The 25,796-nt window shown below is 50.0% G+C and carries 24 protein-coding genes and 1 pseudogene; 18 read left to right on the plus strand and 7 right to left on the minus strand.

All coding sequences use genetic code 11. The annotated features are described in order from the left end of the window. Positions 1 to 171: 171 nt before the first annotated feature. The 3 genes from ACAN56_RS07550 (at position 172) to bcbE (ending at position 5,307) form a co-directional block, all read left to right on the plus strand. Complete coding sequence (locus ACAN56_RS07550) at positions 172 to 1,203, plus strand: FUSC family protein (protein ID WP_038590695.1); 1,032 nt, start codon at positions 172 to 174, stop codon at positions 1,201 to 1,203. 247 nt (positions 1,204 to 1,450) lie between these two features. Further along, entirely contained in the window at positions 1,451 to 3,802 is a 2,352-nt protein-coding gene (helD, locus tag ACAN56_RS07555; RefSeq protein WP_379141706.1) for an RNA polymerase recycling motor HelD, read from the plus strand. A gap of 224 nt (positions 3,803 to 4,026) precedes the next feature. Then, positions 4,027 to 5,307, plus strand: coding sequence for a bacillibactin exporter BcbE (bcbE, locus tag ACAN56_RS07560; RefSeq protein ID WP_379141708.1), 1,281 nt, complete (start codon positions 4,027 to 4,029; stop codon positions 5,305 to 5,307). A gap of 38 nt (positions 5,308 to 5,345) precedes the next feature. On the opposite strand, the gene ACAN56_RS07565 is transcribed toward bcbE, so the two are convergent. From ACAN56_RS07565 to fsa, 3 genes are all read right to left on the minus strand, one after another. Further along, positions 5,346 to 6,548 (minus strand): MFS transporter, encoded by a 1,203-nt coding sequence (locus ACAN56_RS07565; RefSeq protein ID WP_038590704.1) that lies wholly within the window; start codon positions 6,546 to 6,548, stop codon positions 5,346 to 5,348. A gap of 5 nt (positions 6,549 to 6,553) precedes the next feature. Beyond that, a complete protein-coding gene (locus tag ACAN56_RS07570; RefSeq protein WP_231578431.1) occupies positions 6,554 to 6,997 on the minus strand; it encodes a MarR family winged helix-turn-helix transcriptional regulator in 444 nt (147 codons plus the stop codon). 158 nt (positions 6,998 to 7,155) lie between these two features. Further along, positions 7,156 to 7,803, minus strand: coding sequence for a fructose-6-phosphate aldolase (fsa, locus tag ACAN56_RS07575; RefSeq protein ID WP_038590710.1), 648 nt, complete (start codon positions 7,801 to 7,803; stop codon positions 7,156 to 7,158). Between the two features lie 273 nt (positions 7,804 to 8,076). Between fsa and ACAN56_RS07580 the strand changes: the two genes are divergently transcribed. Genes ACAN56_RS07580 through ACAN56_RS07590 form a run of 3 tightly spaced genes read left to right on the plus strand, consistent with a single transcriptional unit; the run spans position 8,077 to position 9,598 of the window. Further along, a complete protein-coding gene (locus ACAN56_RS07580; protein ID WP_379141712.1) occupies positions 8,077 to 8,544 on the plus strand; it encodes a hypothetical protein in 468 nt (155 codons plus the stop codon). A 4-nt stretch (positions 8,545 to 8,548) separates the two neighbouring features. Then, on the plus strand, positions 8,549 to 9,082 hold the full coding sequence (locus ACAN56_RS07585) for a macro domain-containing protein (RefSeq protein ID WP_379142054.1): 534 nt from the start codon (positions 8,549 to 8,551) through the stop codon (positions 9,080 to 9,082). Between the two features lie 39 nt (positions 9,083 to 9,121). Continuing rightward, positions 9,122 to 9,598: a GNAT family N-acetyltransferase gene (locus ACAN56_RS07590; RefSeq protein WP_379141714.1), complete on the plus strand. Its 477-nt coding sequence runs from the start codon at positions 9,122 to 9,124 to the stop codon at positions 9,596 to 9,598. 8 nt (positions 9,599 to 9,606) lie between these two features. Here the strand turns inward: ACAN56_RS07590 and ACAN56_RS07595 are convergent, their stop codons facing one another. Beyond that, positions 9,607 to 9,804: a hypothetical protein gene (locus ACAN56_RS07595; protein WP_038590720.1), complete on the minus strand. Its 198-nt coding sequence runs from the start codon at positions 9,802 to 9,804 to the stop codon at positions 9,607 to 9,609. 84 nt (positions 9,805 to 9,888) lie between these two features. Between ACAN56_RS07595 and rpiA the strand changes: the two genes are divergently transcribed. The 5 genes from rpiA to ACAN56_RS07620 all read left to right on the plus strand — a co-directional run bounded on the left by rpiA (position 9,889) and on the right by ACAN56_RS07620 (position 15,425). Continuing rightward, entirely contained in the window at positions 9,889 to 10,569 is a 681-nt protein-coding gene (rpiA, locus tag ACAN56_RS07600) for a ribose-5-phosphate isomerase RpiA (RefSeq protein ID WP_197073716.1), read from the plus strand. A gap of 79 nt (positions 10,570 to 10,648) precedes the next feature. After that, on the plus strand, positions 10,649 to 11,056 hold the full coding sequence (locus tag ACAN56_RS07605) for a VanZ family protein (RefSeq protein ID WP_076111346.1): 408 nt from the start codon (positions 10,649 to 10,651) through the stop codon (positions 11,054 to 11,056). Positions 11,057 to 11,150: 94 nt separating this feature from the next. Further along, positions 11,151 to 11,591, plus strand: coding sequence for a GNAT family N-acetyltransferase (locus tag ACAN56_RS07610; RefSeq protein ID WP_038590727.1), 441 nt, complete (start codon positions 11,151 to 11,153; stop codon positions 11,589 to 11,591). Positions 11,592 to 11,817: 226 nt separating this feature from the next. Beyond that, complete coding sequence (locus tag ACAN56_RS07615) at positions 11,818 to 12,270, plus strand: MarR family winged helix-turn-helix transcriptional regulator (RefSeq protein ID WP_038590729.1); 453 nt, start codon at positions 11,818 to 11,820, stop codon at positions 12,268 to 12,270. Then, the gene (locus ACAN56_RS07620) at positions 12,267 to 15,425 is read left to right on the plus strand and encodes an MMPL family transporter (protein ID WP_379141719.1); all 3,159 of its coding nucleotides are present in this window, start codon (positions 12,267 to 12,269) and stop codon (positions 15,423 to 15,425) included. Before ACAN56_RS07615 ends, ACAN56_RS07620 begins: the two co-directional genes overlap by 4 nt. A 280-nt stretch (positions 15,426 to 15,705) precedes the next feature. Here ACAN56_RS07620 and ACAN56_RS07625 read toward each other — a convergent pair whose 3' ends face one another. Continuing rightward, entirely contained in the window at positions 15,706 to 16,377 is a 672-nt protein-coding gene (locus ACAN56_RS07625; protein ID WP_038590735.1) for a tetratricopeptide repeat protein, read from the minus strand. Positions 16,378 to 16,553: 176 nt separating this feature from the next. Here ACAN56_RS07625 and ACAN56_RS07630 point away from each other — a divergent pair, with 176 nt between their 5' ends. Continuing rightward, positions 16,554 to 17,549: an aldo/keto reductase gene (locus ACAN56_RS07630; protein WP_379141723.1), complete on the plus strand. Its 996-nt coding sequence runs from the start codon at positions 16,554 to 16,556 to the stop codon at positions 17,547 to 17,549. 176 nt (positions 17,550 to 17,725) lie between these two features. Next, complete coding sequence (locus ACAN56_RS07635) at positions 17,726 to 17,887, plus strand: hypothetical protein (RefSeq protein ID WP_179091770.1); 162 nt, start codon at positions 17,726 to 17,728, stop codon at positions 17,885 to 17,887. An 85-nt stretch (positions 17,888 to 17,972) separates the two neighbouring features. Here the strand turns inward: ACAN56_RS07635 and ACAN56_RS07640 are convergent. Together ACAN56_RS07640 and ACAN56_RS07645 are read right to left on the minus strand one after the other, a co-directional pair. Continuing rightward, positions 17,973 to 18,669: pseudogene (locus tag ACAN56_RS07640) on the minus strand (manganese catalase family protein); the annotation flags it as partial. Between the two features lie 146 nt (positions 18,670 to 18,815). Continuing rightward, entirely contained in the window at positions 18,816 to 19,028 is a 213-nt protein-coding gene (locus tag ACAN56_RS07645) for a hypothetical protein (protein ID WP_342439827.1), read from the minus strand. Between the two features lie 241 nt (positions 19,029 to 19,269). Here ACAN56_RS07645 and ACAN56_RS07650 point away from each other — a divergent pair, with 241 nt between their 5' ends. From ACAN56_RS07650 to ACAN56_RS07670, 5 genes are all read left to right on the plus strand, one after another. Beyond that, positions 19,270 to 20,631 carry an ABC transporter substrate-binding protein gene (locus ACAN56_RS07650; RefSeq protein ID WP_038590744.1) on the plus strand — a complete coding sequence of 454 codons (1,362 nt, stop codon included), beginning with the start codon at positions 19,270 to 19,272 and terminating at the stop codon, positions 20,629 to 20,631. Positions 20,632 to 20,776: 145 nt separating this feature from the next. Next, positions 20,777 to 21,730 (plus strand): carbohydrate ABC transporter permease, encoded by a 954-nt coding sequence (locus ACAN56_RS07655; RefSeq protein WP_038590747.1) that lies wholly within the window; start codon positions 20,777 to 20,779, stop codon positions 21,728 to 21,730. Continuing rightward, entirely contained in the window at positions 21,727 to 22,590 is an 864-nt protein-coding gene (locus ACAN56_RS07660) for a carbohydrate ABC transporter permease (protein WP_038590750.1), read from the plus strand. The genes ACAN56_RS07655 and ACAN56_RS07660 overlap by 4 nt, the downstream gene beginning before the upstream one ends. A gap of 85 nt (positions 22,591 to 22,675) precedes the next feature. Then, a complete protein-coding gene (locus ACAN56_RS07665; RefSeq protein WP_038590753.1) occupies positions 22,676 to 24,400 on the plus strand; it encodes a cache domain-containing sensor histidine kinase in 1,725 nt (574 codons plus the stop codon). Positions 24,401 to 24,438: 38 nt separating this feature from the next. Continuing rightward, positions 24,439 to 25,785, plus strand: coding sequence for an ABC transporter substrate-binding protein (locus ACAN56_RS07670; protein ID WP_379141728.1), 1,347 nt, complete (start codon positions 24,439 to 24,441; stop codon positions 25,783 to 25,785). The last annotated feature ends 11 nt before the right edge of the window (positions 25,786 to 25,796 follow it).

Here is a 25,796-nt window from a genome sequence, read left to right on the forward strand (position 1 = left end):
AGTACACAGTATTCCCTGGAAGCTGAAAGAATTCTGAAAGCAAGCTTAAGCCATACTAAAAATTCGCCGGCCTTCTCCATGGGTAATAGTGGTTGTACCCTATTAGAAATTGACTTAAGTTCTGCAGGATATACATAAAAGATGTTAATAAAATAGTAAGGAGGGATGATTTTGGCCTTCGGCGCCCGCATACTCAAGACAGGAATGGCTGTCACACTCGCACTTTATCTTTCTGCACTGTTGCAATTTACTTCTCCAGTAGGTGCGGCGATTGCAGCAATCTTTGCCATGCAGCCCTCCATATACCGGTCATGGCGCTACTTCCTGGACCAGATACAGACCAGCACAATGGGGGCAGTCATCGCGCTGCTGGGGGGAATGGTGTTGTCCAATGAGCCCATCGCGGTTGGGCTGGTATGTATCCTCGTAATTATGATCAGCATGAAAATGAACCGTGCCGATACGATCGGACTGACACTCGTTACAGTAATTTCTGTAATGGAAGCTTCGGGGCAGTGGGAATTTGCATTGACCCGCTTTCTGCTTACGCTCACAGGAATTGTATCGGCATTTTTAATCAATATTACGGTCTTTCCGCCAAAACCGCGTAAGCAGTACATCCAGCAGATCGAGAGCGTGTTCACCAGCTTGTCGCTGCTGCTGCGGACTGCAGTATCGCATGAGATGAAAGAGAGTGTCTTCCGCGACGAGAAACATGCGCTGGAGGGTTCAATTAAAGCGCTGGCAGATAAGTATGGATTGTTTGAAGAAGAGCAGAAGCAGCTGCGAAGAGCCAAATACAGTCAAACCCGGCAAATGGTGATGTACAAAAATCTGTTGTCCTCGCTGCAGAAGGGGTATGAGGTACTGGAGGCCGTAGACCGCCACTATTTCCAGGCAGAACGGACGGAGCGGACCGATGAGCTGTTCGACAGGCATCTGGAGCAGCTGATTAAATACCATGAATACATCCTGCTCAAATTCGAGGACAAGCTGAAGCCGGGTTCAAGTGACTCGGAGCCGCTTGGAGAGGACAATGACAGATTTCTGCAGCAGGCAATTGAGGGCTATGACGCTGAGAAATCAGGGCAATTGCGGTTATCTGTTGTTGCAGCAGCTATCTATGATTACGGGTACCAATTGGAACGCCTCGATAAAGTGGCGGATCAGATCAACCGTGCATCTGCCGATGAAAAAGAATAGCAGGCTTCAATCTGACATACTTACTCTATATAAACAAAAAATCCGGTCCCAAAGGACCGGATCATATACATAATAGGCTAGGACATCATAAAGTATTATAATAATGGACTCAAAGACTTGATAAAGTCGGGTGGAATTGCTAAAATAAGAGGATATTGAATGAATATTGTAAAATATGCATAATTATACAAAATGATTATACCATGGGTAAAAATAAATGTCAACCTTCCAAAGGGGATGAAATGCAGTGGAGAAACATGATAGCGAGTGGAAAGAGGAGCAGGAGCGGGTAACGGGTATAACGAAGCTGCTTAAGGGCCATATCCGGCAGTTGTCTGAAGAGCTGGGTCTGCACCGCAGCGATGTTGTGGATATGCGCAAAGATTTCTGGGAAGAGGTCACGGTTAACTTCAGCAGCCCGGATGATCTGGGCGAGACTTCAACCAGTCTGCGGCAGCAGGCGCAAATATTAAATGAACGCGAGCGCCATCATCTGCAGTCAAGCAAAGCGCTTAAAAAATATAAAAAGCTTGTGGTGTCTCCCTATTTTGGACGGATTGATTTCACTGAGACTCCGGACGGAGAGGTAGAGAAGATCTATCTCGGAATTGGTTCCCTGATGGAGGATAACGGCACCTTCCTGATTTATGACTGGCGGGCCCCAATCTCAAGTCTGTATTATGACGGAGCGCCAGGTCCGGCGGCTTATGATACACCTGGAGGACTCGTGAGCGGTACGATGGAACTGAAACGGCAGTTCGTAATTGATGACGGGGTCATCGAAGTGATGTTTGATACCGGAGTAACCATCGGGGATGAATTGCTTCAACAGGTGCTAAGCCACAGCGCGGACGACCGGATGAAGAGCATTGTGGCGACGATTCAGAAGGAACAGAATGCGGTAATCCGCAACGACAAAAGCCGGATGCTGGTTGTCCAGGGTGCTGCCGGAAGCGGTAAAACCTCAGCAGCCCTGCAACGGGTCGCCTATCTGCTCTATAAATACCGTGAGGTGCTGCAAGCCGATCAAATGCTGCTGTTCTCACCCAATCCGCTGTTCAACAGTTATGTCTCCACGGTTCTTCCGGAGCTTGGTGAAGAAAATATGCAGCAGACAACGTTCCAGATGTATCTGGAGCACCGGCTGGGCTACGAATTTCAACTGGAGGATGTCTTCAGCCAGACGGAAAGTTTGCTGAATACACCTGATGGACCGGAAGCCTCAGTGCGCAGAGAAGGGATCGGGTATAAATCATCAGTAGCTTTTCTGGATGCCATCCGCCGTTATGTGAATCTGCTGGAGCATGAAAGCATGCAATTCAAGCCGCTGATGTTCCAGGGCCGGGCGATCGTTGGAAAAGATGAGATGGAGCAGCAGTTCTACAGCTATGATTCCAATATCAAGCTGGCGAACCGGATTGATCTGATGACAGGCTGGCTGCTCAAGAAGATTGCTGCGTTCAGCATGGAGGAGCGGAGTGCCCAATGGGTCGAAGACCAGATTGAGCTGCTGGATTCCAGTGAATATCAACGTGCTTACCAGATGATGCGGCGCAAAGGTGGCGGCCATAACGAGAGCTTTGATGATTTCGATACCGAAAAAAGCCTGCTCGCCCGGTATATCGTCAGCCAGCGGCTGAAGCCGCTGCGCGGATGGACCAAACGGGGGCGGTTTGTCGATGTTAAAGGGCTGTACAGCCGGTTGTTTACTGACTGGGAGCTAATGGAAACCCTCAACAACAGCAATACTTTGCCGGAGGTTTGGGATGAGATTTGCAGACAAACGCTGCAATCTATAGGGGCCAACGAGCTGGCATATGAGGACGCAACGCCGTTTCTATATTTAAAGGAGCTGAGCCAGGGCTTCCGGACCAATACGCTAATTCGTCATGTTATTGTGGATGAAGTGCAGGATTATTCTCCATTCCAGCTGGAATTTATGCGCCGCCTGTTTCCGCGGGCCAAGATGACGGTGCTTGGGGACCTGAATCAGGCGATTTATGCCCAGGGCGAGGTGCTTGGCGACCTGGCAGGACTGGTGAGTATTTACGGCGAGGAGAATACCGAGGTGATTTCTCTAACCCGCAGCTATCGTTCGACTTATGAAATTGTTGAGTTCACACGGGCGATGATTCCAGGGGGCGAGCGGATCGTTCCTTTCAACCGCAGCGGGGAAGCGCCACAGCTTACCGTTGTCGAAAGTGAGCCGCAGCTGCTTGACTCGGTCGAGCAGGATATTCTTAATCTCCATGCGGAGGGCTATCATTATGTAGCTGTCATCTGCAAAACGGCAGAGGAAAGCGCACGTGTACATGCCGAGCTGCAAAACAGGCTGCCGGTAAGACTTGTGACAAAGGAGACGCCTAATTTTCAAAAAGGGACTCTGGTGCTGCCCGCATACTTAGCCAAGGGCGTGGAATTTGATGCAGTGATTATCTATGACGGCTCAGCGGAGAGATATGGCAGGGAGAGCGAACGGAAGCTGTTTTATACCGCTTGTACCCGGGCGATGCATTTGCTGCATATCTATAGCCTGGGAGCGCCCAATCATTTCCTTCCGGCCGCCGTGCGCGAGTCTGTAACCGCCGGTTCGCTGTGAGCTGAATAACATCATATTGGCCGTTTTCGCACCTGATGCGGGAACGGCTTTTTTAAAGTATAGAATTTATATGCTTCACGCTATAAATTATCCTTCTATTTCTCGCTGAAACGGATACCGTCCTTTTGAGGACGGTATCCGTTTCCACTTGCTGGGATGCATACCGGGTCTGCTAATAAACCACAATAAAGGAGACTGTGAACGATAACAAAGGTGGTCAATCCATGAAGGACAGAAAATGGGATCTGGCAGCTCTGGCTTCCATTCCGCTTATTATGACGCTAGGCAACTCCATGCTGCTGCCGATTCTGCCGCAAATCTCCCGGGAGCTGAAGATCAGCTCATTTCAGGTTAGTATGCTGATCACACTATACGGCCTGATGGCCATTCTAATGATTCCGGTGGCGGGTTATCTGTCCGACCGTTATGGGCGGAAAAAGGTTATTTTACCGAGTCTGCTCATTGCTGCGGCCGGAGGAGCGGTTTGTGTTGCTGCTGCCTGGTTCACAGAGGGGCTGACCGCTTACTGGATCATTCTCGGCGGGCGTGTGCTGCAGGGCATTGGCGCAGCCGGAGCCTTTCCGATTGTGCTTCCCTTTGTTGGCGATTTGTTCAAGGATGAAAAGGTGGTCAGTAAAAGCCTGGGACTTATCGAAACCTCAAATACTTTCGGCAAGGTGCTTAGCCCGATTCTCGGTGCCTATTTAGGGCTGCTGCTCTGGTATGCGCCCTTTATTGCCATTCCGGTACTGTGTGTGATCTCGTTTCTGCTTGTCTTGTTTCTGGTCCGCAAGCCAGAAGAGCTGGAAGAGGCTGAGAAGACCTCTGTCCGGCAGTTTTTATCGGGCATCGCGGATAGTTTGCGCCAGCACGGGCGCTGGCTGTATGCCATCTTTGCCATCGGCGGCATTTGCATGTTCGTAACCTTTGGTGTTCTCTTTTATTTATCGGAGACGTTGGAGGCGAAATATAACCTTCATGGTGCCATGAAAGGTTTTGTATTAGCGATTCCGCTGGCGCTGTTGTGTTTGTCCTCCTTCGGCAGCGGCAAGATCATCGGGCAGAACAAGTCAATGATGAAATGGCTGGGCTTCAGCGGGATGGTTTTGTTGACAGCGGCGATGGTTATTGCCGGATTCAGTAAAAGTATTTATATGATCATTGGGTTCCTTAGCCTGGGCGGGATTGGAATTGGCGCAGCATTGCCATGTCTCGATGCGCTGATTACTGAAGGGATTGAGCAGGAAAAGAGGGGTACCATCACCTCCCTTTACAGCAGCATGCGATTCATCGGCGTGTCGCTGGGACCGCCGGTGGTGTCGCTGCTGATGACACGGGGGCACTGGGTGCTGTTTGGTACGATGGCCGGAGTGGGGGCAGTCGGCGGACTGTTGACATTGTTCGCCGTGACGCCCAGTAAAGGAGAAAAAGGAGAAAAGGGCCAATCGGGTTCAAAAAGATTGTCCGAACGGATACCACAGATCTGGCCGCAGCGCGCCCGGTAGTTATACTTCTGTTAATTCGCTGACGGCCGGCTAGAAAATTAAGCAGAGGTGACGGCGGTCCGATTGCTTCTCCGTCTGATGGCGAGATACGCAATATAGACCAGAAGCAAAAGTGCGGGAGCCATTGCAGAATAGCGGTACATGACCGCATAGGAGTTATACAACGCAACAGATCCGAGGAGCATAGTGCCGATTGCTACACCAAGATCCAGTGAGTTGAAGAACATGCCGTTGGCCATTCCCCGCTGGCGCGTGTCAACGGACTGAATCATCCAGGTTTGCAGGGCAGGCTGCATGGATCCGAACCCGATCCCGTAGCATAAAGCAGCCGGGAAGAGGGCGGCTGTGGATGAGGCGAAGGAGAGCAGCAGCAATCCGCCGATGATGAACAGGCTGCCGGGAATTAGCAGGGCAGCTGGACCGAAACGGTCATAAATTTTGCCTGACAATGGACGAATGATAACAATGGCAACAGCATTAAACAGAAAGAAATAGGCGATATGTTCCAAATGGGCTTCTTTGCCGTAAAGAGCGAGAAAGCCCAGCAGTCCGCCGTATGACACGGACAGCAGTAAGTTCAGCAGGCATGGGATAAACAGCCTGCGAAATGCCCCGCCTTTGAAATCCGCTGCCGGAACCGCAGCGGGTTCCTTGTGCTGACCCGGAAGCACTGTTGTCAGGCGGTAGCCAAGCGGGAAGATTAGCGCCAGAGCAGCTGCGGTAACAAGCAGCAAGGAGCCGAAACCGGGACCCTGCAGCAGGCTTAGACCGATCAATGGACCGGCAGACATCGCCAGGCTTGTCGACAAGCCGAAATAACCCATGCCTTCACCCATCCGGCGAATCGGGATCACGTCCGAAGCCATTGTCGGAAAGGCGGTACTGGCCATCCCGAAGCCGATCCCGAAGAGCATGCGCATAAGCAGCAGTACGGTTATGCTTCCGGCCCAGTAATAACCGGTGACGGCTACAAGGGATACGGCCAGCCCGAGGAAGATCAGCAGGTTGCGGCCGCCTTTCTCCATGGCCTTGGCCGAGAACAGCCGTGAAGCGATGGCGCTAAGCGCAAATAAGCTGGTGACAAGGCTAACCTGTACGGAAGAGGCGTTCAAGGATTCTTCGGCATAGGCCGGGAGAGTGGAAAGTGTCATTTGCAGTCCTGTAAACAGCAGCAGGTTGCAAATTGTCAGCAGAATAAACGATTTTGTCCAGAGACGATCAGATGTTGTGTTCAATACCATTGCTCCTATTCTTGGTGTGAATTTCCAGTGTTGTGATAGATCAGCTCCAGCATGACGCGAAGCTCTTCAAGCTTTTCCGGTGAAAGTCCGGCAACCGCTGCATGGATCGTCTGCTCCTCAAGAGCGATCGTGCTTTCGATTAGCGTCCGCCCCTCAAGGGTGGGATACAGCAGAAAGGCCCGCCGGTCGCTGGGACTTGTTGATTTTGTAATAAAACCTTTCTTCTGAAGCAGCTCCACGATCCGCGCAGTTGTGGGTTGATCTTTGGCTGCCGCTGCGGCAACTTCCTTCTGGTTAATGCCTTCCCGGTCAACAATCATTAACAGGACAGACCATTGTTCGGGGGTAATATCGTAAGGCTTCAAGGCCCGGGCAAACGCATTGGATATCCTCCGGTGGGTGGAGCCGAGCAGGAATCCGAGGAGTTGCTGCGGAGAGGAAATAGGCAAAAGAATCATCCTTTCTGAAATTACTTGTTATAACAACTATAGTTAAGACAAGTAAATTAGTCAACCCGACGCAAAAAACACCCCATAGAAATGTATCGGACCCATTATGATCCAATAAGATTTCCACGAGGTGCTTTATGTTAACAGCAGCAGTTGTATTATACTTGCGGAACTTTCTCCCAATCTTTCAGGAAGCGTTCGATACCGTTATCTGTAAGCGGGTGTTTCCAAAGGGAAGGCAGCAAAGAGCCCGGGATGGTTGCAATGTGCGCACCGGCGATTGCCGCTTGCTCCACATGGGCGATGTTGCGGATACTGGCTGCGATAATTTCCGAAGTCAGGCCGTAGTTGGTCAGGATGGTCTTCAGATCCTTGATCAACTTCATGCCGTCAACGCCGATATCGTCGAGACGACCGACAAACGGGCTGATATAGGTAGCGCCGGCTTTGGCAGCCATGAGGCCTTGAGCCGCGGAGAATACTAGGGTAACGTTAGTCTTGATGCCTTTTTTGGTCAATTCGTAGCAGGCTTCCAGGCCATCTTCAGTCATAGGCAGCTTGATTACGACATTGGGTGCCCACTCAGCAATTTCATAGGCTTCCTTAAGCATTTCTTCTGCTGTAAGGCCAATGACTTCCGCGCTGACAGGACCAGGCACAATAGCCACGATTTCTTTGATTACATCTTTGAACAATCTGCCTTCTTTGGCGATCAGTGACGGATTCGTCGTCACGCCATCCACTAAACCGAGGCGGGTAATACGTTTAATTTCTTCAATATTTCCGGTATCCAAGAAAAACTTCATTGTAAATTTCCTCCCTTGATTTCTTATGGATTGACAAACAGTATGCACAACTTCATTATGGATCATGCCACAGAAAGTTTCAACTGTTAATATGAATATTTCAAAATAACTTTATAGAATATACATCGCTTTCAGTAAGGAGTGGCGTTCTTAATCATGAAGATTTCCTGTGAAAAAGAGACTCAGCCCATTTTGACCATTCCCGGGCATGTTCTCTCCATGATAATATAGAAACGGTATTGTTGATTTTCTGAAGAATGGCGGGTGACAGAAATGATTACTGTAGTTGGGGGCGTCGTGTTGTTTCTGTTGTTTGCTGCAGGACTGCTTGCCTACCAGAGCAGCCGCATGATCTCCGAGCGGGAGGCGATTGAATCTGCCGCTCCTACCGGTTCACTGATGTACTCCGTAGTTAATCAAGCGTTCGCAGAACATGAAGAACGGCCGGAGGCGGTTCCGTTATTTCAGTTCACTGTGCTTTCCGGACCGGGAGAACAGCTCGCTAAGGGAGAAAAGGGAACGACTTCCGCTTTATGCCGTGTACCGGCCGGCACGGGAGAGATGGTTCTGAACGACGCGGAGAATTGGATGAGAAGCAACATCCGCAAAGCTTCTATTGAAGGAGCAAGGGTCGTGTTTGCTTCCTTTCCAGAGAAGGCGGACCGCAGGGGAGAGAAAGAGCTGATTCGAAACTTGGAGGCTACGGCGAGAGAGGAGGCCGAACATGCAAATCATCATTAATGATGTGGCGATATCTGTCCGCGAAGGTGACATTACGTCCTGGCAGGGCGATATGATTGTGAATGCATCCAATTCCGGCCTCTATGGAGGCGGTGGTGTTGATGGAGCGATCCACCGGGCTGCCGGACCACGAATAGCTGAGGAATGTGCGGTAATCCGCCAGAAACAGGGAGGCTGTCTGCCTGGTGAGGCGGCATTAACGAGTGCAGGCAGGCTGCCTTTGCTGGGCATTGTACATACAGTAGGGCCGATTTGGAAAGGCGGAGGCGCCGGGGAAGCCGATACTTTGGCCCAATGTTATGCCAGCAGCCTGGACTTGGCCTGCTTAAAGGGTGCGCGGAGCATAGCCTTTCCAAACATCAGCACCGGGGTTTATAATTTCCCTAAAGCGTTGGCCTGTGAAATTGCGCTTCATACGGTCATTGAGTATGTGGCGGCCCAGGATTCCCGGTTGCTGCCGCTGAAAGAGATCTCATTTATTTGCTTTGAGAAGGGTAACGCTGAATTATATGAGGAAACGCTTAAAAATTATATATAGCTGGACTTGCGCTCTGGTTGAAGTGGAGGAGAAACGGTAATGACGTCCATAACTGATGTTAATTTTGTTGTAGTTGATCCCGGGAACGCGGATTTGCTTTCGTTAATTGACCGTCTGGATGAGGATCTGAAATCCCGCTATCCGCATGAGACCATCTACGTGGTGGATTTCACCGATCCGAAGGTAAAAGAGATGACTTTCGTGGTAGCTTATCAAGGAGAGAAACCGGTCGGCTGCGGAGCGCTGCGCCCGCTTGACCCGGACAGTGCGGTGATGGAGCTCAAGCGTTTCTATGTGGACCCGGGCAGCCGCAAGCAAGGAATAGCCAACAAGATGCTGCTGGAGCTTGAGGCGAAGGCCATTAGTGCCGGCTGCCGGGAAATCCGGCTGGAGACGGGCATCAAACAGCCGGAAGCCATTGCACTTTACGTGAAGCATGGCTATCGGCCGATTGATTTGTTTGGACCTTATATTGGCGATCCGGATAGTTTATGTTACGGTAAGGAACTCTTCTAATCTGATGATCAAGCGTGATATTTGCCTGCAGGGGCATTCAGCACCCATTCCAGCATGAGCATCATATCCTCCAGCCGGGTAAGCTGGGCGTTTAGAGCTTCACGCTGCGGGCTGTCCTCGGCCAGTGGTGTCAAACGTGTCTCCAGAGACCTGCGTTGGAGTGTTAATTCATTGATTTTGGATTGAATCTGATTTTCGGTTCTCATCCGGAATCCTCCTGGTGATGATAATTTTATATTGTAAATCTATTTCATTATTATAACGGATAATATGGAGGTATTAAAATGAGTATCAATGTAAAGCAGCTGGCTGCGGAAAAAGCCGTGGAGTATGTGGAAGACGGAATGAAGGTTGGCCTCGGCACAGGTTCCACCGCATATTGGGCCATCCGCAAGCTGGGGGAACGAGTGCAGCAAGGACTTAAGATTACCGCAGTAGCTACCTCACGTGCTTCGGAGGAGCAGGCCCGCGAGCTGGGCATTCCACTGGTTGCATTTGGTGATGTTGACCACCTGGATTTGACGATTGACGGGGCGGATGAACTCGATGGCCGGCTTCAACTGATCAAAGGCGGCGGCGGTGCATTGCTGCGCGAAAAGATCGTGGCCATGGGCAGCACACGCATGATTGTGGTGGCGGATGAGAGCAAAGCAGTAGAAACGCTGGGCAAGTTTCCGTTGCCTGTTGAGATTGTTCCCTTCGCCTGGGAATGGACAGTCGCTGAACTAGCCAAGCTGGGCTGCAAGCCGGAGCTGCGGCGGAGCGGCGATGAATTGTACAAAACAGACAACGGCAATTACATTGCAGACTGCCGGTTTGAAGCGATTGCTTCTGCTCGTGAACTTGCGATGTCTCTGCAGGGCATTCCGGGCGTTGTTGAACACGGCTTGTTCATTGGAATTGCCGATCTGGCCATTATCGGCAAGAACGACGGCAGCATCGAAATAGTGGAAGGTGAAAGCAATCTCTAGTCCGCGTAAGACGCAGAAGCCCGGAAACCGTTCCGTCCGGGGAAAAATTCAGCCGAGGCCGCGCCGGATATGGGCGTGGATGCTGCTAATTCTGTACAGTGCAGCCGTTGTGTACTGGATGTTTATCGGTTTTGGCCGTGTCGTTCATCCGGATGGACCGCTGCAATATAACCTGGAGCCGCTGCGGACCATAAAACTCTATTTTGATTTGGACAATGGGGTGCCTTTCTCCGGCCGGCTGGTGAATCTGCTGGGAAACGTCGCCGTGTTCATTCCCTTTGGCCTCCTGCTGCCGCTGCTGAAGAAGCGGCTTAACTCCATGTTTGGGTTAACCTTACATATGGCTTTATGGATATTGCTGCTGGAATCCATGCAAATGCTGCTGCGTGTCGGCAGCTTTGATATTGACGATCTGCTGCTTAACTTGCTGGGTGTGTGGATAGGTTATATTTTTCTTCATTTGGCATGGGGTAAATCGTTAAACTAAAGTTTCACAAAACTTAAGCTTATACTTTCGAAGTGAGTTTTGTACGAAGTTTTATCAGGAAGCTATGCTCACAAAACTTTTAGGAGGTTTAACTATGCTGATAGATTTGAAGCATCTCGTGGGTTCTCCCGAGGTGAACGAGCTGCTGGCTTATGCTGTTATTGATGAACCGGATGCACTGCAGCGCACTTCAGCCGAATATAGCGCACAGGCTGCATTGCAGCTGTGCGGCTGGGAAGAGGAAGGCCTGCTGCTGGGGCTGGTAGGCTTTGAAGAAACGGAAGACGGCTCACTGGACATCCGCCATATCGCCGTACTGCCAGAGAACAGGGGCAAAGGGTATGCGCGCGGAATGATTCTTGAGCTGCTAACTGCGCGTCAGCCCCGTTACCTGCTGGCAGAAACTGAGGACGAAATTGCTGCTGACTTCTACCGCAGCCTTGGGTTCATGGTGTACAGCCTGGGTGAAAATGCCGCAGGAATCGAAATGTTCCGCTGTGTATATGAGGTCGAGGAGTCTGAAGACGAAGAATAACGAGAATAAGCTAAGGAGAATATAGAGAGAATTCTCACCTCCTTACGTCAAACAGCCATTTACGCATGTCAACGTGCGGAATGGCTGTTTTTGTTATGCAAAATGCAAATTAGCCGCTGTTGGAATACGGAAAGGAACATATTGACTTTTTGGGCGGCAGACCATATAGTTTTACTATGAAACAGTTTCATACGTGAACTATTAATAGTGTTGGGAGGTTTGAATCTTGAAAGAAGAGGCGGAACACTGGATCAACCGCTATTTGGATGCGTACATGGTAGTGACTAGGCAGATTAGCGCCCGTGTCAAGGAGCGGATTCCGGAAGGGCTGACCAATGACCAATTTATTATTCTCCGGCTGATAAACAGTCAGGAGCTTTGTACTTCCACATTTCTGGCCGAGGCGGTTGCGGTAGGCAAGAGTTCGATAACGGCAATTATTAACCGGCTGGACGAAGCTGGACTGATTCAGCGGACCCGGGACGAGAATGACCGCCGCCAGGTGTATCTGACACTCACGGAGCATGGGAAGAGTGTGCATCAGACCGCTGAGAAGCAGGTTCAGGAAGTGATTTCTCCTTATCTGTTTGATTTTGAGGAAAAGGACATTGAGAAATTTATTACCATGTTTGAGAAGCTTGCATTTTTAATGCATGAAACAGGAGGGAGAAACAATTGAAGACCATACTGAAAGCTAGATGGGCTGTAATTACAGTCTGGCTGGCTGTGGCGGTCGTGTTATTTTTGACGGCGCCGGCGATGTCGGATCTGGTGCGCGAGAAGGGGCAGATTGCTGTTCCGGATGGCTACACCTCTTCGAGAGCGGCTGAGATTATGAGAGAGGTGGCCGACACCAAGGGCGGTGAGACGCTGCACCAGGTTGCCCTTGTTTTTAATAAGCCGGGTGGACTGAGCGCAGAAGATACGGAGAGTATTAAGCAGGGCGTTGAGCAGCTTGCGGCGAGCAAGGAATCGCTGAAGCTGGATTCCATTACCGACCCCTTTTCTCAATCCGAATTAAAGGATACGCTGATTGCGAAGGACGGTAAAACCATTATGGTTGCACTGTCGGTAAAAGGCGGAGAAGAAGGGGTCAAGGAGCTCCCCGCTAAAGTAACAGCCCTGCTAAGTGATGTAACTGCCGATCATTATCTGACCAGCGAAGGACTGATTACGGAGGATACCATTGTCAGCTCAGAGGCAGGACTGAAGAAATCGGAGTATATTACCGTTGTATTTATTCTCTTGATCCTGTTCGTTGTATTCCGTTCGTTCGTTGCGGCGTTTGTGCCGCTGCTTACGGTCGGACTGAGCTATATTGTATCGCAATCGGTTGTAGCCTTTCTGGTGGACCGGTTTGACTTTCCGTTATCCACATTTACGCAGATCTTTATGGTGGCCGTATTGTTCGGGATCGGGACGGATTACTGCATCCTGCTGATCAGCCGCTTTAAGGAAGAGCTGGCAACCTCTGAGGATACGAAAAGCGCGATTATCACCACCTACCGCAAAGCGGGGGGAACGGTATTCTACTCCGGTCTTGCGGTATTTGTAGGGTTCCTGGCCATTGGGTTGTCCAAATTCATGCTGTACCGTTCTGCGGTTGCAGTGGCCGTAGGGATTGCCGTGATGATGCTGGCGCTTGTGACTGTCGTTCCATTCTTTATGGCAGTATTGGGCAAAAAGATGTTCTGGCCATCCCGCGGGAAGCTGGAGCACAGCGAAAGCCGCATCTGGGGGGCCGCTGGTTCCTTCTCCTTAAAAAGACCGTGGGCTGCTTTGCTGATTGTAGCTGCGGTAGTGGTGCCGTTTCTGGTCACTTATGGCGGCAAGCTGTCCTTTAACAGCATGGACGAAATCGGCTCCAACTACGCATCGGTTAAAGGCTTCAATATTATCTCTGAGAGCTTTGGGCCGGGAGAATCGATGCCCGGCAAAATTATCATCAAAAATGATGACCGTATGGATACTGCTGAATATATGGGTCTGGCTGAAAAAATCAGCCGTGAGCTGGAAAAGGTCGACGGGGTCAAAGCTGTTCGCAGTATGTCGCGTCCTACGGGGGAACAGATCAATGACTTCCTGATCCCGACTCAAGTGGCTACACTGTCAGAGGGTCTGGACCAGAGCAATGAAGGGCTCACGAAGATTCAAACGGGGCTTGCGGAAGCAAGCAAGCAGTTAAGTGATAACGAGCCGAAGTTGAACGAAGCCGTATCGGGCAGCGCGAAGCTGACGGAGGGCACAGCTGAGCTGAAACAAGGTATCGCCGCGCTGGGCGAAGGCCTATCACGTATAGAGAACGGCATTAAAAGCGGCTCAGCGGGAGCCGGTGAGATCAAAGCCGGTCTGGCGCAGGCAGCGGCCAGCGCAGAGCAGCTTGCGGACGCCAATGCTGCACTACTGGCAGGCTACAAGCAAATCGGCACGGGGCTGACCGCATTGGACGGAGGCGTTGCAGGGCTGCAAACCCAGCTCCAGGGCGTGGCTGCTGCACTTACCGGGCTGGATGCTTCCTTCAAAGGCCTGGAAGCCAGCCATCCTGATCTTCTGCAGGATGTTGATTACCAGACGATTAAAGGAACGGTAACGCAAACCGGCACGGGTACAGCCCGGCTTGCCGCAGGACTTGGACAGATTTCAGGGCAGCTAAAAGCTGCAGCTGCCGGTCTGAACAAGGCCAACACCGGATATGCCAAGGCCGTTGCCGGTCAAACGGCGCTGGCACAAGGTCTGGGCAAGCTTGCCGCCGGAATCGGCCAGTTGCAGACGGGCCTGAATCAAGCGGCGGCGGGGCAAGGGCAAATTGTCGATCGCATCCCTTCGATCACAAACGGGCTCGACCAGCTGCAAGGCGGCCAGCAGCAGCTTGCTGACGGGTTCGGCCAGCTTACCGGACAAATCGGCCAGCTTACGGACGGTTTGAACGACAGTGCGGATGGCCTGAAGCAAATCACCGGCGGGCTGACTTCTGCTCAAGCGTACCTGGGGCAAATTCAGGAGGCCAAAGATGATGAACTGAGCGGATTCTTCGTACCGTCTGAGGCGCTGGAAGCCGAGGGCATCCAGCAGATTTTTGATACGTATCTGGAAGGTGACGGCAAGGTTATGACGCTGGATGTTGTTTTCGCCGAGAATCCCTATAGTTCCGAAGCGATTGACAGCATTGGAGATATTCAGGCTGCCGTGGACCGGGCTGTGAAGGGCACGAAGCTGGAGAATGCGGAGACCGCGATCAGCGGAGTGACCAGCACCTATAGCGATCTGCAGAAGATTTCCAATGAGGATTACTCGCGGACCGTTATCCTGATGTTGGGCGGTATTTTCATCATTCTGGTATTACTGCTAAGATCGATTATCATGCCGATTTATCTGATTGTTTCACTCGTTATCACTTACTTTACGGCGCTGGGAATTACGGAAGCCATCTTTGTGAATCTGCTGAATTATTCCGGAATTACCTGGACTACTCCATTCTTCAGCTTCGTTATGCTAATTGCGCTTGGGGTGGATTACAGCATCTTCCTGATGGCCCGCTTTAATGAGAACAAGACCTGGGATGTGCGTGAAGCGATCCTGCATGCCATGCGCAATATGGGGACAGTCATTCTGTCGGCTGTAGTGATCCTGGGCGGAACCTTTGCCTCGATGTATCCTTCCGGCGTATTGTCGATGATGCAGATTGCTACTGTAGTTCTGGCCGGTCTTGCCCTTTATGCACTGGTCTTCCTGCCGTTTTTCGTTCCGGTTATGGTACGGATGTTTGGCCGGGCGAACTGGTGGCCGTTTTCTTCGGCATCAGCGGAGGAACAGCCGAAAACATTAGATTTATAAGATTCGTCATGACTTGAATAACAGCAAAGAGCAGGCTTCCGGGACAGTGGAGCTTGCTCTTTGCTGTTTATGAAGAAACTGGGCGAAAAAAATTTCATACATAGAGATAACCTTTCACCACATTCCTGGGCTTGAAATGACCGTTCCTGTAAAATAGCATAAAAAACCTCCGGCATGCACAGGGAGTGCAGAAGCCGGAGGTTTTTGCGTTTTGTGTTAATGATTGCAGGAAGGAATAGGCGTATAATGGAGCCATCCCGGTTATTTATGTACCGCTGAGTCAGCGCAGCTTTGCGAAATAACTGCGCAGCGCCCAGCCGCGTTCCTGCCGCTTCTTGTACTTTGGCAATGAGCGGTAAATGGCCGTAGATTCGGCAAAAGCGCGTTTGGCGTCTTCATTTCTGCCCAGTGCCTTGTACATTGAGCCGGCCAAATAGTAGGCTTCACTGGAAGAGGACTGAATTTCCTGGAATTGTTCTACATAAGAAAGAGCTTTGTCATGGTCAATATTGCGGAAAGTCTCGGCGAGACGGAGATAAGGCTGGCCATATTGCGCTCTGCGGTTGATTTCCAGTCCTTGAAGCATCTGCGCTTCCCCCTCGGGAAGCTGGCCCAGCTTGAGATTCACATAACCAAGCTCCACCCAATATTCGGCGGATTGCTCGTACCGGTCAGCGATCTGCACAAGCAGCTCTTTGGATTCGCTGAAACGCTTGCGCTCAGTCAGCAGCCGGGCCAGATCGAACTTGGCGGAGACATCATTGGGGTTCAGCGAGATGGTTGTCCGCAGCTTGGAAATTTGCCGGCTCCGGCGGAACGGCTTCGTGATGCTTGGAAAGATGCCGACATATCGGCGGTCGAGGAAATACAGAATGACCAGCAGAATGATTAGGGCAAGAAAAGGATTGCCGACCAGATTTAACAGCATGAAAAAACCGAAGATTTTTAACATGAATTCCCTCCATTAATGATTGTGTTTCCATTCCGCAACACGGTTTGTTTGTAGTATGGCGTTGCAGAGCAGGGTAATTATACCATATTTACTAGCGGATCTGAGCTCTATTTTGCAGTAGTTTTGATTCTGGAGAGATTTTTATTATCTTGGTTCTGAAAGAAGGATGAAACTTGGTGACAGAGACAACAGCAGTAACTTTACGCCCCTTAGGCCAATCATTGTTATCCGTTTCACCGCTCGGACTGGGCTGCTGGCAGTTCAGCCGGGGAAGCGGAATCGTAGGAAGGTACTGGAGTAATCTTAAGGATGCAGATATCCTGGATATCGTGCGTGTCAGTCTGGAAGGCGGCATGAACTGGGTCGATACCGCAGAGATCTACGGCGGCGGTAAATCAGAAGAGGCGCTTGCCCATGCGCTGGATCAATTGCAGCAGGAGGGCAGTCTCCATGCCAAGCCGCTGATCGCTACCAAATGGTGGCCGATGCTCCGCACAGCGAAATCTATTTCATCTACAATTGATGAACGGCTCACCTGTCTGGGCGGGCGAAGCATCGATCTGTACCAGATTCACCAGCCGTTTTCCCTGTCCTCAATTGCCAGTGAAATGAAAGCGATGGCCGGTCTGGTCAAGGATGGCAAAATCCGTTATGCAGGGGTCAGCAACTATTCGGCCCAACAGATGGTGGAGGCGCACAGGATATTGCAGCAGTATGGTCTGACTCTGGTATCGAACCAGGTGAAATATAATTTGCTGCACCGGAAGATTGATGAGAATGGAACAATGGAAGCGGCAAAGGAGCTGGGCATCTCCATCATTGCATACTCTCCGCTGCAGCAGGGGATTCTGACCGGACGTTTCCATAAGGATCCTTCACAGATCCGTGCAGTTTCGAGGATGCGGCGGATGCAATCCGGACTGGATGAGAAGAGCCTGGCCCGCAGCAAGCCGCTGATTGATCTATTATCTGTTTTGGCCGAGAAATATGGAGTAACACCGGGCCAGATTGCCCTGAACTGGCTTATACATGTTCACGGGGATACAGTGGTCGCCATTCCGGGCGCTTCCAAGGTCCGTCATGCAGAAGAGAACATCGGGGCCATGAGTTTCCAGCTTGTTAGAGATGAGCTGGAGCAGCTGAATGAAGCTTCATGGGCAGCCTTGAAATAAACATTCGATACCAAAAAGATTATAGCCTCCGGCCGGATTATCGGCGCGGAGGTTGTTTTTTTTCCTGAAAGTGCAAAAAAAATGTTTAGGGATGGAAATGATGGGTTAAATAAGAGATAAGAAAATGCGCAACCACGCAAATTTAGGTGCAGATTACGGAAGGAGGTTGAACCTTAATGAATATGACAGTACATAATCTTATGGCTTTCAATCATCAGTATTTTAGACCTCAACCCGTAGTCGAAGCCAAATCTTCCAACTCCGATGACAAGACTCGCAGCTTTCAGGATATCCTGAACGAGAAGCTGAAGACATCAACGAATGAGATGAAGAGATAATTAGGAAGTTTATGACACAGTGATGACAATGATAGAAGCCGGACAAAGATCCCTCTGAGGGGGTCTTTGTCCGGCTTCTTTGAATTTAGCGGATATTGGCCGCCTGGTGCAGGCGTGCTGCAATGGCGAGGAAATCCTCCTCTGAAAAGCCCGGAGCGAATTCTTCCGGCACTTCCGGAGCTTCGGCAATCGGAAATCCTTTAGGGGAGCCTTCAATGACCTCTAATGGCTGGCCGTCTTCAGGGTGCGGCCCCTTCCAGATTTGTTTGATCTCTGTGAAATCTCCCTCGCTGTTCGTGTACAGCTTCGTATGAATCCCTTTGGACTCATATTTACGCGTTTCATTAAATGCTTTGATGGTCTGTCATTTCATAAACCTTCATCTTATGAGTACGGGCGCCGCATTCCAGAAAGAAGTTATGCAGCAAGTCCAGAATCAGATTGCCGCTGTTAAAGACATGTTCTCCGCTCCATGGGCGTCCCATGGAATCTACAGGCAATGCGCCTTGGCCGCCGCTAAGGGCAAAATAGGTGTTGCGTGCGTTTTTGAACGGCTCCAGCGGCGTTTGATCCGGTTCTTTATAGGAGGTGGAGCCGCAGAGGCATTTATTAACTGCATGCGAGACCAGTTCAACATGGCCCAGCTCTTCTGCAGTGATGCTCATGAGCAGATCATAGAACGGCTTGAGCTTTTTTTTGCTGCGGAAATTGAAAGACTGGAACAGGTAATTGTTCAGTGTGGACATTTCCCCGTATTTCCCGCCAAGCAGTTCCTGAACAGCCATTCCTCGCTCTATAGTGTCCCCCTGCCTGTCAATCTATACTCAGTGCTATAGTTAATTTCCGTGCGTAATGTTGGTTGCTCCAAAGCTGTCGCCGGGTGCGGTGTCTACGAGATACAGTCCTCTCCATTCTCAAACTATTTGAGCTAGGGTCTGATCTCAAAAAATTCGCAGCTCCGCCGGGAATAGTAGGTTAAATCGCTGACCCGCGACTGGATGACAACATCCGAATCTGTAAATCGGACAACCGTCGCACCGGAATTCACCAGATGATCGTCCTGAAAGACGCGCACAGGCAGCTTGCGGTCAACGGCATCCTGTAAATCACTGTCTGTCAGTAAAGGGCGGTTGATAGGCATGAAGGGTACTCTCCTTTGATGGGTGAATAATTGCTTGAAATAAAACCAGTATACCTGTGCAGAGGATAGAAATCCAATGGTTCCAAACGGGAGGCGGCTGTGGAAATGGGTGTATTAGAACCGGAATTTACCATATCGTAAATATTTCCACCTCAAATCGGAAGTTTGCCTCCTCAAAAAAAGATTTCTCCTACTGTACACTAAGACTTGTAAGAGAAACCTTTGAGAGGGGTACAGAGGAATGAAAAAAGCAAAGAATCTGGCGTTGACGCTTGCTTCAATCATGCTCGTTGGTTCACTGGCAGCATGCGGAGGTAACAACAACGCTGAAAACAACACTGCGAAAAATAATGCAGGTAACAACGTTAAAAGTACAGATGCGCCGGCAACCGAAGGAGATAAAACGGAACCGGCTGAGAAGGTTGAGCTATCATTCTGGACACTTGGTAGTGTTAACTATGAAGAACTGGCGAAAGAATATACCAAGGAACATCCGAACGTTACAATCAAAATTCAGAACACCGGTGACCAGACTGCCCATCACAACAACCTGACAACTGCGTTGTCGGCGAACTCGGGAGCGCCTGATATTTTCCAACTTGAAATCGGTTTCATGGAACGTTTCCTGGGTGCTCAGGATAAATTCTACAACCTGAATGATCTGGGAGCAAAAGATATTCAAGCCAATTATCTCGACTGGAAATGGAAGCAAGCCTCCTCTGTTGACGGCAGCTTCCAGCTCGGACTTCCAACGGATATCGGTCCTACGGTTGTCTACTACCGCACGGATTTGGCTGAAGCAGCGGGACTGCCAAGCGATCCGGAAGGGTTCAGTGCTGCTATTGACTCATGGGATAAGCTCGCTACTGTGGCGAAAGCCTACAAGGACAAAACCGGTAAATACTTCTCTGACTTAACAGATCTGACGTATAACGCGCTCCGCGACCAATCTCCTGATGAAATCTACTTCAGCAAAGCTGACGGCAAATTTATCGGAGATACCAATCCGCAAGTGAAAAAAGCTTACGATTTCACCGTTAAAGGCATTCAGGAAGGTTGGATCAGCAATATGCTGCTGTGGTCTCCTGAGTGGGGTCAAGGCATGACCGACGGATCGTTCGCCGTAGTTATGGGTCCTGCATGGATGGCCGGCTATATTAAGACCAACGCTCCTGATTCTGCCGGTAAATGGAAAATTGCTCAGCTGCCCGAAGGTGCCGGAAACTGGGGTGGTTCGTTCATCACCCTTCCTAAGGAAGGCAAACATCCGAAGGAAGCTTATGATTTCATTCAATGGCTCGTCAACAAGGATAATCAGCTCGAATCGTTCAAAGCTAAGGGTCTGATGCCTTCCATTCCTGCACTGTATGAAGATCCGGCATTCGTAGATTTCAAAGATGACTTCTTCGGCGGCCAACAAATCGCAGTTGAATTTGGTAAGGCGGCTAACCGTGTTAAACCGGTATACTACGGACCGCTGCATGACCAAACCGATACCTTCTTCAAGAACGCGCTGAAGAACGTAATTGAGAAAAAAGCCGACCCTGCCAAAGAGTGGGATGAAGCAGTTAAACAAGCGAAAACCCTGGAGGAACGCAGCTAAGCATTTCAATTAGGAAATGATGCCTGTAATGCCGGATTCATGGAGAGCCGCACTCTCTGTGAGTCCGGTTTTAGTGAAATAGGAAGACTTAATCATCGATCAAGACTCCTATCGGAGTTTTTGCTATATTCCCTGGAGGTGTGACATGGCTGAACCCGTAATTACGAGTCCACATGCCGAGAGCAAACGCCCTTTTTTAACTGAACAAAGACGGAGCCGCCTCACTGCTTATACATTTATTTCTCCGTTCTTTATTCTGTTCTCGATATTTGGACTGTACCCGATCTTCTTTACGTTTTATTTATCTTTCTTTAAGTGGGACGCGCTCAATCCGATGAAATTCGTCGGGATGAAGAACTACGATCTGGTCACAAGCGACCCGACCTTTTGGATTTCCTTCACCAATACGCTGATTATGGGCCTGATGGGCACGTTGCCGCAGGTGTTTCTGGCGCTGCTGCTCGCAGTGCTGCTGCATTCAGGAATGACGCGGTTTAAGAAAACCTTCCGTATTCTGTATTTCATGCCCAACATTACGTCGATTGTGGCTGTTACGCTTGTATTCAGCACCTTGTTCGGCAACAACGGGATGATCAACTGGATGCTGAACGGGCTTGGACTGGACAGTATGGCATTCAACTCCGGCTGGTGGGGCGTAAAGATTGCCATCTCCACCATGGTTATGTGGCGCTGGACGGGTTATAACGCGATCATCTTCCTGTCGGGCCTGCAGAGCATACCGATGGATCTGTACGAGTCCGCGCGGATTGACGGTGCGAACAGAAGACAGCAGCTGTTTTCCATCACACTGCCGCTCCTCAAGCCATTCATTATTTTCGTATCACTCCAATCTACGATTGGTGCGCTGCAGCTCTTCACAGAGCCATATGTATTCTTGGGCCAATCCGGTACCGGATCAACCCGCCAGGAAGGGATTACAATGGTTACTTATTTATACAGCGAAGCATTCCGCAACGGATTCTTCGGTACGGCGGCGGCTACGGCGGTTATGCTGTTCCTCGTCACTATTCTATTCTCCATCCTTAATATGCTGATTACCAGAGGCACAGGCGGAGAGTCTAGGAGGAGAAAAGCGTGAGCACATTGCGAATTTTCAGAAAAAAACCGGATGACCTCGGTTTCTTCGGCAAGTTGGGGTTTTATTTCCTGCTCATTCTCGGAGCATTAATCTCTGTCTTTCCGTTCTATTGGATGTTTGTTGTAGGAACCAATGACAAGGGTGCGGTGTTCCATAAGCCACCTTTGTTAACCATCGGGGACCAGTTCTTCGACAACTTCAGCAGAGTGCTGGAACGGTCGGATATCTTCCTGGCACTCGGTAACTCGCTGTTCGTCTCGTCCATGGTCACGATTTCGGTTGTGTTCTTCTGCACCCTGGCCGGCTATGCATTTGCCAAATATGAGTTTCCGCTAAAGAACATGCTATTTGTGTTCGTCATCGCTACGCTGATTGTTCCCCAGCAGCTGGGTGTAATTCCGACTTATGTTATTATGTCCAAACTGCACTGGATCGACAGCTTCAAGGCGCTTATTGTGCCTGCGATGGTCAATGCCTTCGGGATCTTCTGGATGCGCCAGTATATCTCCTCGGCGGTACCTACCGAACTGATTGAAGCAGGACGGATTGATGGAGGCGGACATTTCCGGATCTTCTGGAAGATTGCTATTCCTGTCATTACTCCGGCAATGGCTACGCTTGGCATACTTAATTTTATGACGGTATGGAATGACTTCTTCTGGCCGCTCGTCGTCCTGAAGAATAAAGAGCATTTTACCATTCAGATCGCGCTGCAGCAGCTGTTCAGTGCACGTGATGGTCTTGACTATGGGATGATTATGTCAGCAACCTTTACGGCCACACTTCCGCTGCTCGTCGTCTTCCTGTTCTTCAGCCGTTGGGTAATTGCCGGTCTGACCTCAGGCGCAATCAAAAGCTAAACTGGTTTTTAATGTTAAACAAGGAAATAGGGAGTACCGTGAAGAATAATAATGGGCAGAGACAGCAGGAGGAAGGGAAAGGCATATGAAGCTCCGCCGCAAAATCTTGTTCGCTATTATTCTTCTCGTGTTCATTCCCGTGATCGTGATGGGGATTGTTACGTATGCGAATTTTTCCAGTGCCATGGAGAAGAAATCAAGCAATTTTTACTGGATCTCACTTCTGGAGACAGACCGCAAGCTTAAGTTTGCACTCAGCGAAATCTCATACATTACAAATTCGGCTATTATTTCGCCAAAAATTCAGGAAACGCTCAAACAGCCGGATTTTGTACTGACCTACGACATTAAGCAGGACATTAACAACCTGCTGATCAATCATCCGATGATCACTTCTTTCAGTCTTTACGGCAAGGATCGCCTGATCTATCAGTACAACGCCCCTATGCCCTTCAATGAGATGCGCCATCAGAACTGGTACCGCGCGATGGAGGAAGCGGAGGGCCGGCCGGTATGGTCGGGACCCGGAGAGAATGGTTCGGAAGCTACCGGCAATCCGGTACTGGTGCAGTCCAGAATTATCAAGGATTCTTATTCTCTGGAGGATATCGGTTATCTGGTCGTTTACGTTAAGCCGGATTTGCTCGACCAAATTTTCTGGGAAGCTGCAACACTGAAGAAAGGGGATATTCTGCTGGTCAACAAGCAGGGGAATATCGTCTTTAACAAATCCGGTGAGCATATCGGGCAGCAAACCCATTTTCCTTTTCTGCAGGAGGGTTACGCCCAGGCTCAGGATTATTACATTGACAACTATCAAGGAGAGAAATCACTGATTACTTTCCTTCCTTCTCATAATTTGGACTGGAATTTGGTGGCCATCACTCCCATGAATCTGATTTCCTCGGAATCAGACTCTATTCGCAATCTTGCCATCATTCTATCCACGGTATCGCTGCTGTCCGCCTTTTTGTTTGACCGCTATTTCATCCGAAGGCTTGTGCGCAGCATTAACAGCGCGGTCAACGGTATGAAGCGGGTCAAGCAAGGAATCTTTACTCCGATTACGACACCTTTGCGCTCTGATGATGAAAGCGATCTCTTGATTGACGGCTTTAACCGGATGAGCTCGCAGATCAGCGAACTCATTGAGCAGGTGCAAACCGAGCAGGGCCGCAAAAAGGAAGCGGAAATGCAGGCATTGATGGCGCAGATTAACCCGCATTTTATTTATAATTCACTGGAATCCATCAACTCTATGGCGGTGCTGGCGGGGAACAGGGATATCAGCAAAATGGTCATTTCTCTCGGCAGGCTGCTGCGGATCAGCATCAGCCAGAATCAGGAGCTGATTCCGCTGCAAATGGAGTTTGAGCATGTCCGCCACTATCTGGATATTCAGAAATTCCGTTTTGAAGACAAATTCTCTTACGCTATTGACTTGCCCGATACCCTCAGAAATGTGATGACCCAGAAGCTGATTGTTCAGCCGATAGTGGAAAACGCGCTATATCATGCCATTGAGCAGATGGAAGAGCATGGGGTGATCACCATCGGTGCACAAGAGACAGGTAAAGATATTATTATCATCGTCAAGGATAACGGTCCGGGCTTCGATCTGGCCACACTGATGAGCCTATGGAATACAGAGCACAGCAATCCGAAGAAGTACAGCGACAGCGGCGTAGGCCTGAAGAATGTGCATGAGCGCCTGAACATCCGTTTCGGCAATCCTTATGGTATCCTCGTTTGTTCGTCCCCTGGATTCGGTTCGACAATCTGTATCCGTATTCCCAAAATCCAGCCATGAAAATAAGCGAAAACGGGATGAAAGAGGGGCGAGGAGCTGTGAAATGGGTGATGAAATGGGGCTGGATACTGCTCTATATCCTGCTTATGGCCGGAGCGGTATTATTTATAAATTTTGGCAACAGGGAGCCGATTGAAGATAACTCTCCAGAGAAGATTACGCTGACCTTCCGCCATTTCTGGATAAAGGAGCATGACAAGCCGCTGCTTGCAATATATGAAGAGGTCGTTCAGGAATATCAGAAGGAACATCCCAACGTCAAGGTGAATTTCGAGGGACTCGACCAGACGATTCACCGTGAGCAGAAGCTGAAAAACGAGATGGTCACGGGTACACCGCCGGATATGTTCGTGCTGTTCGGCGGTGCGGAGATTGAGCCGTATGTCCGCTCCAACCGGTTGATGGATCTGACTGATTTTGTGCAGGAGAACGGGCTGAAGAACCAATTCAGTGATCTGCATCTATGGACCTTCAACCAGCATATCTACGGATTGCCGATTGAGGGAAATGCCGAGCCGCTTTATTTCAACAAAACGCTGTTCAGCAAGCTGGGCATCAAAATTCCCGGGACGGTTGCTGAACTGGATGTTGCGATTAAGACGCTAAAGAAAGCAGGGTACATCCCGTTTGCTCTCGGCAATGAAGACCGCTGGCCTGCCGGGGTATTCGCCCATTATTTAATGGACCGGTATGCCGGACCGGAGCTGATTCAGAAGCTGGTTACCGGGGAGGACGGGAGTACCTTTCAGAATAATTTGTATTCCCAGGCTTTTCAGCATCTGGAGCAGTGGATTGAGGAGGAGGCATTCAGCGCCAAATCCAATGATTTATCGACGGAGAATGCGGTCCGTTTATTTACAAGCGGCAAGGCAGCGATGTATTTGAACGGTAATTGGGATATTAATCTGTTCTCGGGAGACACGGCTCCGGCAGATTTTCAGAATCAGGTAGGCGTGATTCCTTTTCCCGCTCTGAACCAAGGGACAGAACCGTCCATCGCGGGAGGGTATACGATAGGAATCGGTCTCTCCTCCAGCCTGAGCGGAAGTAAGCGGGAAGCGGCGCTGGAGCTGATGAAAGCATTCTATACAAAAGAGATTCAGACACAGATTGTGTATGAGGGGTTAAGAATACCTTCGATGCGGATCACCATTGATCCGGATAAGACAGGACCGGTATTCGCTCAGGTAATGGCTATGATGGAGGATTATCACCAGAGCTTTGTTCCGTACGATAACCTGCTGTCTCCAGAAGTGAAGAAGACCTTCCTCAGTGTCATCGAGGAGATGATCGGCGGAGGGATGCAGGCTGACGAGGCGCTCGCGCAGCTGCAATCCGCTTCGGAACAATACTGGAATCTGATACGAAGTTCTACAGTTCAATAAACCTGGGGGGT

The sequence above is a fragment of the Paenibacillus paludis genome, from assembly GCF_042610515.1.
In the GTDB taxonomy this organism is placed as follows: Bacteria; Bacillota; Bacilli; order Paenibacillales; family Paenibacillaceae; genus Paenibacillus_AQ.